Origin of the sequence: Lysobacter sp. Root667 (assembly GCF_001427715.1) — a bacterium.
In the GTDB taxonomy this organism is placed as follows: domain Bacteria; phylum Pseudomonadota; class Gammaproteobacteria; order Xanthomonadales; family Xanthomonadaceae; genus Lysobacter.
This window is the reverse complement of sequence record NZ_LMHF01000013.1, coordinates 499,081-515,603: the sequence shown is the minus strand read 5'-3', so window position 1 is coordinate 515,603 and position 16,523 is coordinate 499,081. Positions and strand designations below refer to the sequence as shown.

12 protein-coding genes are annotated in these 16,523 nt (G+C 69.3%); 10 read left to right on the top strand and 2 right to left on the bottom strand.

The annotated features are described in order from the left end of the window. Positions 1–49 precede the first annotated feature (49 nt). The 8 genes from greA (at position 50) to ASD78_RS15100 (ending at position 10,210) form a co-directional block, all read left to right on the top strand. Entirely contained in the window at positions 50–526 is a 477-nt protein-coding gene (greA, locus tag ASD78_RS15135) for a transcription elongation factor GreA (protein ID WP_055901640.1), read from the top strand. Between the two features lie 25 nt (positions 527–551). Beyond that, positions 552–1,502: a hypothetical protein gene (locus tag ASD78_RS15130; protein WP_056102814.1), complete on the top strand. Its 951-nt coding sequence runs from the start codon at positions 552–554 to the stop codon at positions 1,500–1,502. Positions 1,503–1,527: 25 nt separating this feature from the next. Further along, on the top strand, positions 1,528–3,243 hold the full coding sequence (gene recJ / locus ASD78_RS15125) for a single-stranded-DNA-specific exonuclease RecJ (RefSeq protein WP_056102811.1): 1,716 nt from the start codon (positions 1,528–1,530) through the stop codon (positions 3,241–3,243). A gap of 124 nt (positions 3,244–3,367) precedes the next feature. Further along, a complete protein-coding gene (locus ASD78_RS15120; RefSeq protein WP_056102808.1) occupies positions 3,368–4,171 on the top strand; it encodes a TSUP family transporter in 804 nt (267 codons plus the stop codon). Positions 4,172–4,373: 202 nt separating this feature from the next. Continuing rightward, entirely contained in the window at positions 4,374–4,760 is a 387-nt protein-coding gene (locus ASD78_RS15115; protein WP_056102805.1) for a CopL family metal-binding regulatory protein, read from the top strand. Between the two features lie 118 nt (positions 4,761–4,878). Continuing rightward, on the top strand, positions 4,879–7,608 hold the full coding sequence (locus ASD78_RS15110) for a TonB-dependent receptor (RefSeq protein WP_056102802.1): 2,730 nt from the start codon (positions 4,879–4,881) through the stop codon (positions 7,606–7,608). Between the two features lie 77 nt (positions 7,609–7,685). Continuing rightward, complete coding sequence (locus ASD78_RS15105; protein WP_056102799.1) at positions 7,686–8,378, top strand: PepSY domain-containing protein; 693 nt, start codon at positions 7,686–7,688, stop codon at positions 8,376–8,378. Next, complete coding sequence (locus tag ASD78_RS15100) at positions 8,375–10,210, top strand: 2Fe-2S iron-sulfur cluster-binding protein (protein WP_056102797.1); 1,836 nt, start codon at positions 8,375–8,377, stop codon at positions 10,208–10,210. Before ASD78_RS15105 ends, ASD78_RS15100 begins: the two co-directional genes overlap by 4 nt. Positions 10,211–10,266: 56 nt before the next feature. Here ASD78_RS15100 and ASD78_RS15095 read toward each other — a convergent pair whose 3' ends face one another. Beyond that, positions 10,267–11,652 (bottom strand): trypsin-like peptidase domain-containing protein, encoded by a 1,386-nt coding sequence (locus ASD78_RS15095; RefSeq protein WP_055901609.1) that lies wholly within the window; start codon positions 11,650–11,652, stop codon positions 10,267–10,269. 395 nt (positions 11,653–12,047) lie between these two features. Here ASD78_RS15095 and ASD78_RS15090 point away from each other — a divergent pair, with 395 nt between their 5' ends. Together ASD78_RS15090 and prfB are read left to right on the top strand one after the other, a co-directional pair. Continuing rightward, positions 12,048–15,017 carry a VIT domain-containing protein gene (locus tag ASD78_RS15090; RefSeq protein WP_235566512.1) on the top strand — a complete coding sequence of 990 codons (2,970 nt, stop codon included), beginning with the start codon at positions 12,048–12,050 and terminating at the stop codon, positions 15,015–15,017. 155 nt (positions 15,018–15,172) lie between these two features. Further along, positions 15,173–16,301 (top strand): peptide chain release factor 2 gene (gene prfB, locus ASD78_RS15085; protein ID WP_200944219.1). Its coding sequence is split into 2 segments (ribosomal slippage): positions 15,173–15,247 and positions 15,249–16,301, totalling 1,128 coding nucleotides; the frame shifts between segments, so codons are not numbered across the junction. Between the two features lie 59 nt (positions 16,302–16,360). On the opposite strand, the gene ASD78_RS21715 is transcribed toward prfB, so the two are convergent. Further along, a complete protein-coding gene (locus ASD78_RS21715) occupies positions 16,361–16,489 on the bottom strand; it encodes a hypothetical protein (protein ID WP_255355402.1) in 129 nt (42 codons plus the stop codon). Between the last annotated feature and the right edge of the window lie 34 nt (positions 16,490–16,523).

Sequence of the window (16,523 nt, the reverse complement as noted above, 5' to 3'; positions counted from 1 at the left end):
CTTTGCAAACGGATGCGGCCGGCCGTCGGCCGGCACGAGGAACGACGAAATGAGAGCACCGATCACGGTGAAGGGCGCGCAGCGCCTGCGCGCGGAACTGGAAGAGCTGAAGTCGGTCAAGCGACCGGCCGTGATCAACGCGATCGCCGAAGCGCGCGCGCACGGCGACCTCAAGGAAAACGCCGAGTACCACGCTGCGCGCGAGCAGCAGAGCTTCATCGAGGGCCGCATCAAACAGCTCGAATCCGAGCTCTCGCACGCCCAGCTGATCGACGTGTCCACGCTCAACGCCGGTTCCAAGATCGTGTTCGGCGCCACCGTCGAGTTGGCCAATGTCGACACCGAAGAGGAACGCACCTACCAGATCGTCGGCGACCTCGAAGCCGACATCAAACAGGGCCTGATCGCGATTTCCTCGCCGGTCGCGCGTGCCCTGATCGGCAAGCACGAGGGCGACAGCGTCGTCATCGAAGCGCCGGGCGGCACCCACGAGTACGAAATCGTCGGCGTCAGCTACGCCGGCTGAGCAGGCAGCGACCGCGAGGCCGCGCATGACCGCCGCCACGACCGCCACCCTGCTGCTGCCCGAGCGCGAACGCTTCGGCGGGCAACGCCTGTCCGAAGACCTCGGCCGCCGGCTCGCGCGCGCCGACCGCGTCGCGCGCACGGGCGACCCGCTCGCGCGCGTGCTCGACGTGCTGCCGCGCGGCTGGCCGGTGGCCGCGGCCACGCGCCAGCGCGATGCCCGCGATGCCGCTCACGCGGCCTGGCTGCGTGCCGATCCGGCCTACGTGCGTCCCGACCTCAACGGCGCGCGCCTGCTTTCGTATGGCCAGGCCTTGGCCTTGGACGAGGCCGCGGCCGCGGATTTCCTGCGCAGCCTCAAGCCCTTGTTCGGCGACGCCGGTTTCACCATCGACGCGCCGGTGCCGTCGCGCTGGTACCTGCGCCTGCCGCAGGGCGCCCGGCTGCCGGTGTTCGCGACGCCGGAAACCGCGCTCGGCGCCGACCTGTTCGAGCACCTGCCGGATGCCGCCGACAGCAGCCCCGAGGGCCGGCGCTGGCGCTCGCTGCTGAGCGAGGCGCAGGTGACCCTGCACAACCATCCGCGCAACGCCGCGCGCATCGCCGCCGGCCTGGCGCCGGTGAACTCGCTGTGGTTCTGGGGCGCGGGCGTGCTGCCGGATCACGTGCGTACGACTTACGCGCGCATCTACAGCGACGACGAGGCCCTGACCGCGTTGGGCGCGCTCGCCGGCGCCGATGCCGCCGCGTTGCCGCCGCGCTGGAGTGCGGGCGAGGGCGATCTCGCCGTGGACCTGCGCCGTGCGCGCGACCTGCAGGCGCTGGAACGCGATTGGCTGGCGCCGCTGGCGGCCGAACTCGACGCCGGCCGGATCGGCCGGATCGCGCTCGATTTCGCCGACGGCGAAGCCTTCGAACTCGCGCGCGGCCAGCGCTGGCGTTTCTGGCGCCGCCCGCTGCGCTCGCTGCAGCCATGATTCAGCGCACCACGAAGCCGCGCCCATGAACGAAGCCGCCCGTCTGCTGCGGCGCGCCATCGCCGACCCCGGCGCCTGGCCCGACAGCGTGTCGCCGCTGCTGCGCCGCGTGTACGCCGCGCGCGGCGCGATCGCGATCGAACAGGCCCAGCCGCGCCTGGCGCAGTTGTTGCCGCCGGACGGATTGAGCGGGCTGGACGCGGCCACGACCCTGCTCGCCGACGCCATCGCCGGCGACCGCCACATCGTCGTGGTCGGCGATTTCGACTGCGACGGCGCCACCGCCTGCGCGGTCGGCGTGCGCGGCCTGCGCATGCTCGGCGCGCGCCGGGTCTCGCATGCGGTGCCCAACCGCATGGTCCACGGCTACGGCCTGTCGCCGGCGCTGGTGGCCGAACTCGCGGCGCTGCAACCGGACCTGCTGGTCACCGTCGATCACGGCATCGCCTGCCATGCCGGCATCGCCGCGGCCAAGGCGCGCGGCTGGCAGGTGCTGGTCACCGACCACCATCTGCCTGGCGAAACGCTGCCGCCCGCGGACGCCATCGTCGATCCCAACCTGCCCGGCGACGCATTCCCGAGCAAGGCCCTGGCCGGGGTCGGGGTGATGTTCTACGTATTGCTGGCGCTGCGCCGCGTGTTGCGCCAGCAGGGTCGCTGCGAGGGCAACGGCCCCGACCTGCAGGTCTTGCTGGACCTGGTCGCGGTCGGCACCGTCGCCGATCTGGTGCCGCTGGACGCCAACAACCGCGCCCTGGTCGCGGCCGGCCTGCGCCGCCTGCGCGCCGGGCAGGGCGGGGCGGGACTGCGCGCGCTGATCGAAGTCTCGCAGCGCGACGAGCGCCGGCTCACCGCCAGCGACATCGGCTATGCGCTGGCGCCGCGCCTGAACGCCGCCGGCCGCCTCGAAGACATGGCGCTGGGCATCGAATGCCTACTGACCGAAGACCCGGGCCAGGCGCGCGAGATCGCCCACAGCCTCAACGAGATCAACGCCGAGCGCCGTGCGGTCCAGCAGCAGATGACCGACGAGGCCGCGCTCGCCTTCGCGAAGGTCGCGCTGGACTCGGTGCATGCGCCGCTCGCCGTTTGCCTGTTCGACGAGGACTGGCATCCCGGCGTGGTCGGGCTGGTCGCCTCGAAGATGAAGGAGCGCCTGCACCGGCCGGTGATCGCGTTCGCGCCGGCCGAACCCGGCAGCGATGCCTTGCGCGGTTCGGCGCGCTCGATCCCGGGCTTCCATATCCGCGACGCGCTGGCCGACGTGGCCGCGCGGCATCCCGAGCTGATCGAACGCTTCGGCGGTCACGCCATGGCCGCCGGCCTGTCCTTGCGCCGCGATGCCTTGCAGGCGTTCCGTGCCGCGTTCGAACGCTGCGCCGGCGCCATGCTCACGCCCGAACTGTTGCAGGCCGACGTGCTCAGCGACGGCGAACTGGACGCGGGCGAGTTCGACCGCGCCAGCGCCGAGTCGCTGCGCGACGGCGGGCCGTGGGGGCAGGGCTTCCCGGAGCCGCAGTTCGACGGCGAGTTTCCGGTGCTGGGCTGGCGCGTGGTCGGCGAACGCCACCTCAAGCTCGAACTCGGCCACCAGGGCCGGCGCCTCAACGCGATCGAGTTCGGCGGCTGGAACGGCGACGCGCCGCCGGCGCGGGTACGCATCGCCTATCGCCTGGAGCCGGACGATTACCGCGGCGGCGACGCGGTCCAGTTGGTGGTCACGCACCGCGAGCCGGCCTAAGCGATAGCGCCGATCGTCGCTGTGCGACTGGAGCCTGCGGCGACACCCGCGTCCGGCGCTCACGGCCTTTCCATTCCCGGCGCGCAGCGGAGACAATGAGCGCCCTTGCTTAGGTCGGTCGCGCATGGAGTTCTCGCTGGAGGCGATCGCCTTCCTGATGGCCGTGGCCTTCGTCGCCGGCGCCATCGACGCGCTCGCCGGCGGCGGCGGGCTGCTGACCATCCCGGCGCTGATGGCCGTGGGCATCCCGCCGGTCGCGGCGATCGCCACCAACAAGCTGCAAAGCGCGATCGGTACGTCCAGCGCGGTGATCGCATTCGCGCGCAAGGGGCATATCGATTTCCGGCGCTACACCTTGCCCGCGGCCGGCGCCTTCGTCGGCTCGGCGGGCGGCGCCTGGTTGCTGCAAAGGCTGGACCCCTCGTTCCTCAGCGGCGTGATTCCCTTGTTGCTGATCGCGATGGCGGTGTACTTCCTGCTTGCGCCGCGCATGAGCGACGAGGACAGCCACCAGCGCGTCGGTCCGCTCGCACTGGCGGCGCTGATCGCGCTGATCGGCGTCTACGACGGTTTCTTCGGCCCCGGCACTGGCTCCTTCATGGCGACCACCCTGGTCGCGCTGGGCGGCCTGGGCGTGGTGCGCGCGACCGCGCAGACCAAATTCTTCAACCTGGCCAGCAATCTGGCCGCGCTGGCGGTGATGATCGTCGGCGGGCACGTGCTGTGGGCGGTCGGACTGGCGATGGCGCTGGCCAGCGTCGCCGGCGGCCAGGTCGGCGCGCATGCCGCGATGCGCTTCGGCGCGCGCGCGGTTCGGCCGGTGCTGGTAGTGATCTGTCTTGCGCTGACAGTGAAGCTGCTGTCCGACCCCGACAACCCTTTGCGCACCGCCATCGGCGCCGGTGTGGCGGGGTATTTTTCCGGCTGAATCTGCGACCGAATTTGCAGCTGAATCGGCAGTCCATGCCGAGCCGTATCGATGCAGTGCGGCGTGCGGCCGCCGTCGCGAAGGCCTGCAGGCGCAGCGTTATCCGCGCCAAGCGACACATTCGGCATGGCATGAGTCACGCGGTTGACATGCGCTTTTTTGTCGTGCTATTTCATCGGAGCGTTCTTGCCACAGCAAGCCTATGCTCTCCCTCGGCACATTACTGCGTTGCCTCCTGATCGTGGCGTTCTGCCTCGAGGGCACGCTGTCGCTGTGGGCGTCCAGCGCCATGGCCGCCGAGGGCGCCGTGGCCGCCGCGACCCGCATCGGCGCCGAATCGAACGACGCGCTCGCCGTCGATCTGGATTGCGAAGACGACAGTTCGCACGGCCAGGGCGGCTCGCCGCATCGCGACTGCGATTGCGGCACCGGTTCGGGTTGCTGCGCCTGTGCGTTCCCGGTCCTGGCGGTGGCGCATGGCGTGCCGTTCGCCGCGCAACACCGTCTTGCCGAGCAGCCGCCGATCCCGGCGCCCGCGTCCGTGATTCCCGCCGCCGCTACCGGCGTTTTCCGACCTCCGATCGTCTGATCCGGTCCGGCCACCTGCGTGGTGGTCCCCGTTGCCCCCGACTTCGCATCCGCGCGTACGCGTGCGGCCCGAGCCGTGGGCAATCGAAACCCAGATCACAAACCGTTCGGGGAATTTCATGTACTGCAAGCGCAACTATCTCGCCTCGGCGATAGGCCTGATGCTGTCCGCCGGCATCGGCCATGCCGCCCACGCCCAAACCGCCGCACCGGTCGCCCCTACGGACGAAACCGCGCAGGATGCGACGACCGTAGACACGGTGACCGTCACCGGCAGCCATATCAAACGCGCCCAGATTTCCGGCGTCGGACCGGTCACCGTGATCGACCGCGAAGCCATTCAGCGCTCCGGCGCGATCTCGGTGGACACCTTGCTGCAGCGCCTGCCGGCTGCCGCGGGCTTCGCCGGCAATCAGACCAACGCCTATTGGGCCGACAACGGCTACGGCACCACCCAGGTCAATCTGCGCGGCCTGGGCATCAACCGCACCCTGGTGCTGTTGAACGGCCGCCGCATCGTCAACGGCGGCACCGGCGCCAACAGTTCGGTGGACCTCAACGTGATTCCGATCGCGCTGATCGAGCGCGTCGAGGTGCTCAAGGACGGCGCGTCGGCGATCTACGGCGCCGACGCGGTGGCCGGCGTGGTCAACATCATCACCAAGAAGAAGTTCGACGGCGTCGAAGCCTCGGTGCGCTACGGCCAGACCTTCCAGGGCGACGGCGACGAAACCGCGGTCGATCTGGCCTGGGGCATGAGCGGCGAACGCGGCTCGATCATGGCGGCGATCAACTACGCCGAAGGCGGCACGGTCAACATGGCCGACCGCGCGCCCTGCGGCCTGGGCGAATCCAACGGCCAGTTGGTGTGCGAGGGCAGTTCGACCACCATCGGCGGCCGCGCCGTGCTCGCCGACGGACGCCGGGTCAACTTCAACCAGGATCCGAACGGCGACGGCGATTTCTTCGAAACCTATTCGGCCAAGCACAACTACAACGGCAACCCGTATCTCAACGCGGTCAACCCGATCAAGCGCCTGAGCTTCAGCAGCTTCGGCAACTTGAACCTCAGCGACGACCTGCGCCTGTTCACCGAGTTGATGTACACCAACCGGCGCTCCAACCAGCTCGCGACGCCGGGCGCGATCGGCCAGTACCGGCCGATCAATATCGCCGCCAATCATCCGACCAACCCGACCGGGCAGAATCTGCTGCTGCAACGCCGCCGCCTGCAGGAAGCCGGCGTGCGCGAGTTCTACCAGGGGACCGACACCTTCCGCGTGGTGCTGGGCCTGGACGGCAAGTTCGGCGTGGGCTGGGACTGGTCGGCGGCGCTGAACTGGGGCCGCAACACCGGCATCGACGGTTCCGACAACGTCGCCAACCTGGACCGCGTCGATCAGACCTTGAACACCGCCGTGTGCAGCAACGCGCCGGGCGCGGCGATACCCTGCGCCGACTACCTGGGCTACGGCGACGTCACCCGGCAGGTGCTGGACTACATCATGTTCACGACCCGCGACAGCGGCGGCAACGAGCAGAAGAGCTTCACCGCCAACGTCAGCGGCCAGTTGTTCGAGCTGCCCGCCGGCTGGGTCGGGCTGGCGACCGGCGTGGAGGTGCGCAAGGAACGCGGCTGGCGCGATCCCGATCCGCTGACCGTGCTGGGCATCGCCAACACCAACCAGCAGCAGCGCATCGCCGGCGAATACACCGCCAAGGAAGTGTTCGCCGAAGTCGCGGTGCCGCTGCTGCAAGGCAAGGCCTTCGCCGATTCGCTGACCCTGAACGCCGCGGTGCGCTACTCCGACTACGATCTGTTCGGCGCCGACACCAACTACAAGGTCGGTCTGGACTGGCAGGTGGTGCCCTCGCTCAAGCTGCGCGCCAACTACGCGACCGCGTTCCGCATCCCGAACGTACCGGAGCTGTTCGGCGGCGTGTCCGAAGGCAACCTGACCACCACCGATCCTTGCGGCGGCTGGAGCGGAAAGCCGGCGTCGTCGGTGATCTACCAGAACTGCCAGGCCGCCGGCGTGCCGGTGGGCTACACCCAACTGGGCAATTCGGTGCTGACCACGGTCGGCGGCAATGCCGAACTCGAACCCGAAGACGCCAAGACGCTGACCGTCGGCGCGGTCTGGACGCCGACGTTCGCGCCGGATCTGACCGTGACCCTGGACTACTACAACATCAAGATCGACAACGCGATCCAGCGCATCGACGGTTCGACCAAGCTCGCGGTCTGCTACAACACGCCGGGTTTGAGCCACCCGTTCTGCAGCAGCGCCAACTTCACCCGCAGTCCGCTGACCGGCGAGATCGACTTCCTCTCCGCGCAGCCGGTCAACGCGGCCAGCGAGCGGGTCTCGGGCCTGGACCTGGGCCTGCTGTACCAGTTCGACCTGGCCGGTTGGGACGCGACCTTGAACTGGGATGTGTCGTATCTGAAGAACTACGACGTGCGTCCGTTCCTCGGCGCCGACGAGATCCGCTACGCCGGCAAGATCACCGGCGGCCGCGGCAGCTACACGCAGTGGCGTTCGTTCGGTTCGCTGACCCTGGTGCGCGGTCCCTGGTCGGGTTCGTACAGCGTGCAGTACATCGGTTCGGCCGACGATATCAACGCCGCGCGCGGCGACATCGGCGACCGCGCACCCAGCGTGAGTTACCACAACGTGCAGGCGAAGTACGCGTTCAGCGAGGCCTTCGATCTGTCGGTCGGCATCGACAACCTGTTCGACAAGTCGCCACCGTTCATCCAAAGCTGGACCGACGCCAACACCGACACCATGACCTACGACCTGTTGGGCCGGCGCTGGAACCTCAAAGCCACCTATCGCTGGTGATGCGCGGCGTCCCTGCCGGCTTGCGCCGGCGGGGACGAAACCTCCCGGCCTGAGCACGAATCGAGAGTGGTGAAGCTATGAAACCTGCATTCTGGGCGCGCCGCGCCCACAAGTGGATCGCCTTGGTGGTCGGCGTCCAGGCCTTGCTGTGGATGATCAGCGGCCTGTACATGACCTCCATTTCGATCGACATCATCCACGGCGATCATCTGGCGCACACCAAGGCCAAGCCCTTGTCCGCGTCGAGCGCGTTCCTCGCGCCGGACGCATTGCGCCGGCAGTACCCGGGCCTGACCGGGTTCCGGCTCAAGCGCTTCATGGACCGCGAGGTGTACGAACTGCGCCAGGGCCAGACGCTGAGCCTGGTCGACGCGCGCAGCGGCGAACCGCTCAGTCCGCTGGACGAAGCGACCGCGCGGTCCCTGGCCGCATCGTTGTACCAGGGCAAGGCACCGATCGCGGCGGTCGAGTTGCTGCATGAAGCGCCCAGCGAAGTCAAAACCCGGCCGCTGCCGATGTGGCGGGTGTCGTTCGCCGACAGCAACGAGACCGCGCTCTACCTCTCGCCGCAGAGCGGCGAACTGCTGGCCAAACGCCACGACCTGTGGCGTTGGTTCGACTTCCTGTGGATGTTCCACATCATGGATTACCAGGAGCGGACCGACGTCAACAACACCCTGCTGCGGATCGCGTCCGGCTTGGGCCTGGCGTTCGCGCTCAGCGGCGTCTGGCTGCTGTTGTACAGCTTCAGCAAGAGGCGGCCCGCATGACGCCCTGGATGCGCAAGCTGCATAAATGGGTGGGCCTGATCGTCGCGCTGCAATTCGTGCTGTGGACCGCGAGCGGGCTGGTGATGAGCGTGCTCGATCACGAAACCGTGCAAGGTCACCAGCATCGCGCGCACGCCGCCAAGAGCGTGCGCGCCTGGCCCGAGGGCACGCTCGCGCCGGCGCAGTTGCTGGCCCAGGCCGGCAAGCCGGTACAGAGCGTGGACGCGGCCTGGCTGCAGGAACGCCCGGTCTATCGTCTCAGCCACAAATCCGCGGTCTGGCTGGTGGACGCGCGCGACGGACGGCCGCTGACGATCGATGCCGCGCTCGCTGGGGCCTTGGCCGCGGCGGACTACGTCGGCGACGGACGTCCGGGCGCGCCGCAGTGGATGCAGCGCGCCACGCTGGAAGCGCGCGGGCATGCCGGCCCGATCTGGCGCGTGGACTTCGACGACGGCGACGGCACCACGCTGTACCTGTCGGCGCAGGACGGCAGCATCCTGGAACGGCGCAACGACAGCTGGCGCCTGTTCGACATCTTCTGGATGTTGCACATCATGGATTACACCGGGCGCCAGGATTTCAACAATCCGCTGGTGATCATGGCCGCGGCCGGCGGCTTGTGGATCGCGTTGTCCGGCGTGTGGCTGCTGGTCGCCAGTTTCCGTCTGGACGAGTTCGTGCCGGCGCGCTGGCGGCCGTTGCGCGCGTTGACGGTGTTCGACAACGCCGGCGACAAGTTGCGTTCGCTGGAATCGCATCGCGGCGACACGGTCTATCTGGCCATGGCCCGCAACGGTCTGCAGCTGCCGTCGAACTGCGGCGGCGGCCAGAGCTGCGGCCTGTGCGAGGTGCGGGTGCGCGGCGCCGCGCCCGAACCGACCAGCGCCGACCGCGCCCATCTGGACGAAAGCCGGCTGCGCATCGGCCATCGCCTGGCCTGCAATCTGCCGCTGGACGACGATCTGCAAATCGAGGTCGCGGGCGGCGCCGGGCTGTGGACGCAGCGCAAGGCCACGGTCGAATCGGTCGTCGCGGTCACGCCGTTCCTGCGCGAGATCGTGCTCCGGCCCGAGCAGCCGCCCGGTCCGGAGTTCCAGCCGGGCGCCTATCTGCAGGTGCACGTGCCGGACTACCGCCTGCAGCGCGACGACATCGCCTATCCCGAGCACCATCGTGAGGATTGGGCCGGGTTGGCCTTGCCCGGGACCCTGCACAACAAGGACGCGGTGCGGCGCTCGTATTCGCTGGCCCTGCCGGTGGACAAGGCCGAAGGGCGCCTGACCCTGCTGGCGCGATTCAGTCCGGGCGCGCAACACAAGAAGCGCCCGGTGTTCGGCAAGGGCTCGACCTATCTGTACTCGCTCAAGGCCGGCGACACGATCCGCTACAGCGGCGCGTTCGGCGACTTCGCGGTCAAACCGGGCGAATGCGAGAAGGTCTTCATCGGCGGCGGCGCCGGCATGGCGCCGTTGCGGGCGATGATCCATGCCTGCCTCGACCGCGGCGCGCAGGAGCGCATCCACTACTGGTACGGCGCGCGCACGCTGCGCGAGGCGCCGTATGCGCAGGAGATGGCCGAGCTGGCGCAATGCCACGCCAACTTCAGCTGGCACCTGGTGTTGTCGGAGGACGCCGAGCAGGGCAGCGGTCTGGTACGCGGCCTGGTCCACGAGGCCACCCACGAGCATCTGCTCAGCCGGCACCCGGACCTGTCGGCCTGCGAGTTCTATCTGTGCGGCCCGCCGGCGATGCTGGCCGCGACGCGTCAGCTGCTGCGCAAGTTGGGGGTGGCGGACGAACGGGTCGCGTACGACGACTTCAAAGTCTGATCGCCGTACGCGACGCTTCGGCCTCTCCCGCGCGAAAGCGGGAGAGGCCGGATCGGTCAGGGGCCGAAGTAGGACGAGATGCTCGACCACACGCCGCTGAGCTGCGAGTAGCCGTCCGGGTCGCTGGGGGCGGAGCAGAACGACGTTCCGCCGTACAGGCCGCCGCGCAGCTGGTAGTCGCCGCTGGCGGCGACGGTGAACAGCGCCGAGCCCGAGGAGCCGCCTTCGGTGACGCCGGTGTTCCAGGCGACGCGGGTCAAGGGCGACTTGCCGTCCAGCGTGTACGACAGGCTGGTGACCGAACCCAGGGAGTATTTCTTCAAATCGCCGGCCGGGTGGTGGATGCCTTCGATCGCGGTGCCGTTGGCGGCGATGGCGCTGCTGTTCCAGGCGGCGTAGTAGGCGCCGGTGGGCGGCGCGGCCTTCAGTTCCAGCAGCGAGGTGTCGCGGGTCGTGTTGGCGTGACGCAGGTAGGCGCCGCCGGTCAGCGTCACCGCACCCGGGTTGGCGGTGTCGTTGTCGCAGGCGGTGGCGTCGAAGAACCAGTAGGTCTGCAGCGTATCGGCGACTCGCTGGGTGCTGATGCAGTGCGCGGCGGTCCAGAACAACTGGCGCTTGGGCGAGTTGTCGTTATTGAGCAGCGTGCCGGTGCACAGGTAGGACTTGCCCTTGGCCGTGAAGACCATGCGCGCCACGGCCTTGCTCGCCGCCAGGAAGCCCGAGGTCGGGTTGACGCGGCAGACGATGTCCTTTTCGCAGGCGCCGCTGGCGCCGACGCCGCTGGCCTTGGACAGGTCGCGGGTGTTGGCGGCCGGATCCACGTCCAGGTGCGACAGCTGCGGCACGTTCAGATCGAAGCCGTCCGGGCGCTGGCCCGGCGCGAGCACGATTTCGACGGTGAGCGTATCGCCGGCGACGGTCGGCGACCAGCCGGCTTCGCTGCCGCTGTAGTTGCGGCCGTTGTCGGTGAACACGCGGCCGTCGCTGCCGGCGAAGCGCAGGGTCACCGCCGAGGGATCGCCGCCGGACTTGCGCGCGGCGCGCAGCAGCAGGCCCGCGCGCAAGGCCACGGCATGCGTCGAGGTCAGAGTGAAGCGGGCGCCGTGCGAACCGTCGGGCAATGCTTCCCAGTCCAGGCCGGTCAGATCGACGCGGCTGCGGCCGACGTTGCGGGCGAAGCCGATTTCCAGGGGCTGGCCGTGCTTGTACTGGTCGGCGCGGCGCGTGCGCACCGCCGCCAGGCTGGCCGCGTCCGGCAGGCCCAGGTCGACCGCGCGCAGCGAACGGATCTTGCGGCCGGTGGCGAAGTCGGCGCCGCCCAGGGCGCTGGCCATGGGGCGGGCCGTGACCGGCGCGGCGCTCATTTCCGCCGCCATGGTCGTGGCGCTGGCGGCCGAAACGCCGGCCAACAATGCGAAGCGAAGCATGCCTTTACGTGTCATTGCGTCTGGCTCCTGGATGCGGAATTCGGAATCATGTCGGTCCGCGCAGCGACGCGGCCGAATCGATGATGGCGGAGCGATCGGGCGCGCCGGCACACTGGAAAGGCGTTTGGATAGCGACAAATCGCGATGTCCGTCATAGTTCGGCCAAGCGCCGGCAACGGCGGACCGATGTCGCGACGACCCGGTCCGGGGCGGGCACGGCACGGGCAGGGGACAGCACGGTCGGGGACTCACGGTCGGAAGGTCGCGGTCGAAAGATCACGGGCGGGGTAGAGCACGCGCGCCGGCGCGTCTCAACCCCGTTGGTCGCGCGCGTGCGTTGGCTACAGGCAGGCCGGTCGGACAGGCCGCTCGAATCAATCGATCGAAGACGAATCCAGGAGAGGTGACCGGTGCGTTCCTATTGCTTGCATGTGTGCCTGTTGTTGGGACTGAGCGGTGCGGTCGCCGTGCAGATGAGCGGGCCGGCGGACGCCCAGGTGCGCGGCCCGGTGACCGCGCCGCCGCTGATGCGCGCGGCCGGGGCCGAGCAGCCGATCGTGCTGGAGGCGGCCGCGGTCGAGGTCGAGCTCAACGGCGGCCTGGCCCAGACCACGGTCGATCTGACTTTCCGCAATCCCAATAACCGGCCGCTGGAAGGCGAGCTGCAGTTCCCGCTGCACGAAGGCCAGCAGATCAGCGCCTTCGCGCTCGACATCGACGGCCGCATGCGTGCGGCGGTGCCGGTGCCCAAGGCGCAGGGGCAGGCGGTGTTCGAGGCGATCGAGCGGCGCCGGGTCGATCCGGCCCTGTTGGAGAAGACCGAAGGCAACCATTTCCGCCTGCGGGTGTATCCGATCCCGGCCCAGGGCATGCGCCGCGTGCGCCTGAGCTACGTCGAGGCCCTGCGTCCCGACGGCGACGGCCGTCGTCTGCAGTTGCCGTTGGACTACGCGCGCGGCGCGGATGCGGTCGAGCTGCGGGTGCTCGCTCGCGGCGCCTCGGCGCCGCAGGTCGACGGCGGTTTCGGCCGGGTGGAGTTCAAGCGCGACGGCAAGGGCGGCTATGCGGCGCGGATCGGGCGCGAACAACTGATCGGCAACGGCCTGGGGCTGCGTTTCGCGCGCGCCAGGTCGGCGCAGGTCTACACCCAGAGCGTGGGCGGCCAGCATTACTTCGTCGCCGAAGTGCCGGTGGCCGCGACCGCTGCCACGCGCGCGCTGCCCAAGCGCGTCGGTCTGCTGTGGGACAGTTCGGCCTCGGGCCGCAAGCGCGACCTGGCCGGCGAACTGGCGCTGCTGGATCGTTACTTCGCCGCGCTCGGCGATGCCCAGGTGCACCTGATCCGACTGCGCGACCGCGCCGAGGAGGCGGGAGACTTCCGCGTCCAGGGCGGCGATTGGCGGGCGCTGCGCGAGGCGCTGAAGGCTACGGTCTACGACGGCGCCACCGATCCCGGCGGCTGGACCGCGCAGGCGGAGATCGAGGAATACCTGCTGGTCAGCGACGGCCTGTTCAACTACGGCCAGCGCCGTTTCCCCGAACTCGGCCGCGGCCAGCGCCTGTACGCGATCAACTCCGCAGGCAACGCCGCCGACAGCACGCGCCTGAGCGCGCTGGCCGAGGGGCATGGTGGGCGCCTGATCGCCTGGCAGACGCCGGGCGCGATCGAGAGCGGCGCGCGCGAATTGCTGGCGAGCGGCACGCGCCTGACCGATCTGGAAGCATTGGGCGCGACCGATCTGGTCGCCGAGTCGGCCTATCCGAGCGACGGCGTGCTGCGCGTGGCGGGACGCCTGACCGCGCCGAACGCGAAAGTGACGCTGCGCTTCGACGGCCAGGCGCCGCTGGATCTGGCGATCGGCGCCGATACGCCCGACAGCGCCTACGCGGCTCGGCTGTGGGCCGGCTACCGGGTGCGTGCGCTGAGCGCCGAGCCGGAGCTCAACCGCGCCGGCATCGCGCGCCTGAGCCAGCAGTTCGGCCTGGTCACGCCGGAAACCTCGCTGCTGGTGCTGGAAGCGGTCTCCGACTACCTGGAGCACGACATCCTGCCGCCGGCCGAGCTGCGCGCCGAGTTCGATCGCTTGAAGTCGACCCAGGTCGCACAGCGCGACGAGGCGCGGCGCAGCCATCTGGACGAGATCGCGGCGCAGTTCGAGGGCACGGTGCAGTGGTGGCAGAAGACCTGGCCCAAGGGCAGGCCGCCCAGCCCCGAGACCGAGGCCAAGCACCGCCAGCGCGCCGGCGAAAGCGAGCGTGCCGTGGCCGGCTACGCGCCGCCGATGCCAATGGCGGCGCCGGCACCGATGCCCGTCGATGCAGATGCAGAAGCGGAGGCTGTGGATATGCCAGACGCGGCGGCGACCAGCCTGGACCGGATCGAAGTCACCGGCGCGCGGCTCACCGCCGAAGAACTAGCCCAAGTCGAGGCCGAGTCCAAGAGCGAGGCCGGCGACAGCGGCGAAGGCCGCGGCGCGACCATCGCCCTGCAGGCCTGGAAACCCGATTCGCCGTACGCCGCACGTCTGCGCAAGGCCTCGCCGGAGCAGGCCTACGCCATCTACCTGGACGAGCGCGACGGCTACGCCGCCAGCACCGCGTTCTACCTGGACGTGGCCGACGTGCTGCTGGAGAAGAAGCAGCGCGCGCTGGCGCTGCGGGTGCTGTCCAACCTGGCCGAGCTGGATCTGGAGAACCGCCATATCCTGCGCGTGCTCGGCTACCGCCTGCTGCAGGCCGACGAGCCGACCCTGGCGGTGCCGGTGTTCGAGCGGGTGGTGCGCCTGGCCGAAGAGGAACCGCAGAGTTTCCGCGACCTCGGCCTGGCCTATGCGGCGGCGCGCGACTACCAGCCGGCCATCGACAACCTCTACCAGGTCGTCAGCCGGGCCTGGGACAGCCGCTTCGAAGGCGTGGCCCTGATCGCGCTGAACGAACTCAACGCGATCGTGGCGACCTCGGGCAAGCCGCTGGACACCTCGGCCATGGACCGGCGCCTGCTGCGCAACCTGCCGCTGGACCTGCGTGCGGTGCTGAGCTGGGACAGCGACAACTCCGACATGGACCTGTGGGTCACCGACCCCAACGGCGAGCGCTGCTTCTACCAGCACACCCTGACCTACCAGGGCGGACGCATCTCCGACGACTTCACCGGCGGCTACGGGCCGGAGGAGTTCATGCTGCGCGACGCCAAGCCCGGCAAGTACAAGGTCGAGGCCAACTTCTACGGCGACCGCCAGCAGCTGGTCACCGGCGCCACCACGCTGCAGCTGTGGCTGAGCACCGGTTTCGGCACTCCGCGCCAGCAGGACCAGCGCGTGACCCTGCGGCTGAAGCAGCAGTCGGAAACCGTGCTGGTGGGCGAGTTCGAGGTCAAATAGGCCTCGCCCCAGGGAGAGGAGCGGCGCGGGCCGCGACCGGCATCCGGCCGATCGCGGCTTCGATGGGCTGCCGCGCCTGTCCCGCTGGCCGGGCAGGGCCTCGGCCCGCCCGGCCTGCTAGAATCGCCGGTTCATCCGCATCAAAACCACCGGACATGATCGAACTCAATCCCGTCCGCCAGCGCATCGCCGACCTCACCGGACGGCTGGATTCGCTCAGGGGGTATCTTTGACTACGACAGCAAGGTCGAACGTCTCGAAGAAGTAAACCGCGAACTCGAAAACCCCGACATCTGGAACGACTCCGAGCGTGCCCAGGGCCTGGGCCGCGAGCGTTCCTCGCTGGAAAAAGTGGTCGACGGCATCCGCAACCTCACCGACGGCCTGGTCGGCGCCGGCGAACTGCTGGAACTGGCCGAGATGGAGGACGACGAGTCCACCGCGCTGGCTGTGGTCGAGGACGTCGAGCGCTACGCCAAGGAAGTCGAGAAGCTCGAATTCCGGCGCATGTTCTCCGGCAAGATGGACGCGTCCAACGCCTTCGTCGACATCCAGGCCGGCGCCGGCGGCACCGAGGCCCAGGACTGGGCCGAAATCCTGCTGCGCATGTACCTGCGCTGGTGCGAATCGCGCGGCTGGAAGACCGAGCTGATGGAAGTCAGCGGCGGCGACGTCGCCGGGATCAAGTCGGCCACGATGCGGGTCGAGGGCGACTTCGCCTACGGCTGGCTCAAGACCGAAACCGGCGTGCACCGGCTGGTGCGCAAGTCGCCGTTCGACTCCGACAACCGCCGCCACACCAGCTTCACCTCGGTGTTCGTGTCGCCGGAAGTCGACGACAACATCGACATCGAGATCAACCCGGCCGACCTGCGCACCGACGTCTACCGCTCCTCCGGCGCCGGCGGCCAGCACGTCAACAAGACCGAGTCGGCGGTGCGCATCACCCACATCCCCAGCGGCATAGTCGTGGCCTGCCAGACCGGACGCAGCCAGCACCAGAACCGCGACAACGCGATGAAGATGCTGGCCGCCAAGCTGTACGAGCTGGAGATCCAGAAGCGCAACGCCGAGCGCGACGCGGTCGAGGCGACCAAGTCCGACATCGGCTGGGGCAGCCAGATCCGCAACTACGTGCTCGACCAGAGCCGGATCAAGGACCTGCGCACCGGCATCGAGCGCAGCGACACGCAAAAAGTGCTCGACGGCGATCTCGACGAGTTCGTCGAGGCCAGCCTGAAATCGGGCCTGGAAGTCGGCTCCAAACGCAGCGACGCGGTCTGAGCGCGGGCGGGTGGGCGCGGCCAGCGGCCGCCGCCCGTCCTGCGGACCCGCCGCATGCCTCAGGGCTTGGCGGTCGCGGCTTCGGCCTTTTCCTTCTGCGCCAGATGCCGGCCGAATTCGTGGCCACCGCGGGCGAGGGCGCAGACCACGGTCACCAGGGCCAGACCGATCAGAAATTTCTTGAACATGATGCATCCGCCTTGTGAGGCCGCCGGAACCCGG

Excerpts from the sequence above, each read along its gene's own strand:
- greA (WP_055901640.1), top strand. The coding sequence starts at position 50 with ATGAGAGCACCGATCACGGTGAAGGGCGCGCAGCGCCTGCGCGCGGAA.
- ASD78_RS15130 (WP_056102814.1), top strand. The coding sequence starts at position 552 with ATGACCGCCGCCACGACCGCCACCCTGCTGCTGCCCGAGCGCGAACGC.
- recJ (WP_056102811.1), top strand. The coding sequence starts at position 1,528 with ATGAACGAAGCCGCCCGTCTGCTGCGGCGCGCCATCGCCGACCCCGGC.
- ASD78_RS15120 (WP_056102808.1), top strand. The coding sequence starts at position 3,368 with ATGGAGTTCTCGCTGGAGGCGATCGCCTTCCTGATGGCCGTGGCCTTC.
- ASD78_RS15115 (WP_056102805.1), top strand. The coding sequence starts at position 4,374 with ATGCTCTCCCTCGGCACATTACTGCGTTGCCTCCTGATCGTGGCGTTC.
- ASD78_RS15110 (WP_056102802.1), top strand. The coding sequence starts at position 4,879 with ATGTACTGCAAGCGCAACTATCTCGCCTCGGCGATAGGCCTGATGCTG.
- ASD78_RS15105 (WP_056102799.1), top strand. The coding sequence starts at position 7,686 with ATGAAACCTGCATTCTGGGCGCGCCGCGCCCACAAGTGGATCGCCTTG.
- ASD78_RS15100 (WP_056102797.1), top strand. The coding sequence starts at position 8,375 with ATGACGCCCTGGATGCGCAAGCTGCATAAATGGGTGGGCCTGATCGTC.
- ASD78_RS15095 (WP_055901609.1), bottom strand. The coding sequence starts at position 11,652 with ATGACACGTAAAGGCATGCTTCGCTTCGCATTGTTGGCCGGCGTTTCG.
- ASD78_RS21715 (WP_255355402.1), bottom strand. The coding sequence starts at position 16,489 with ATGTTCAAGAAATTTCTGATCGGTCTGGCCCTGGTGACCGTGGTCTGC.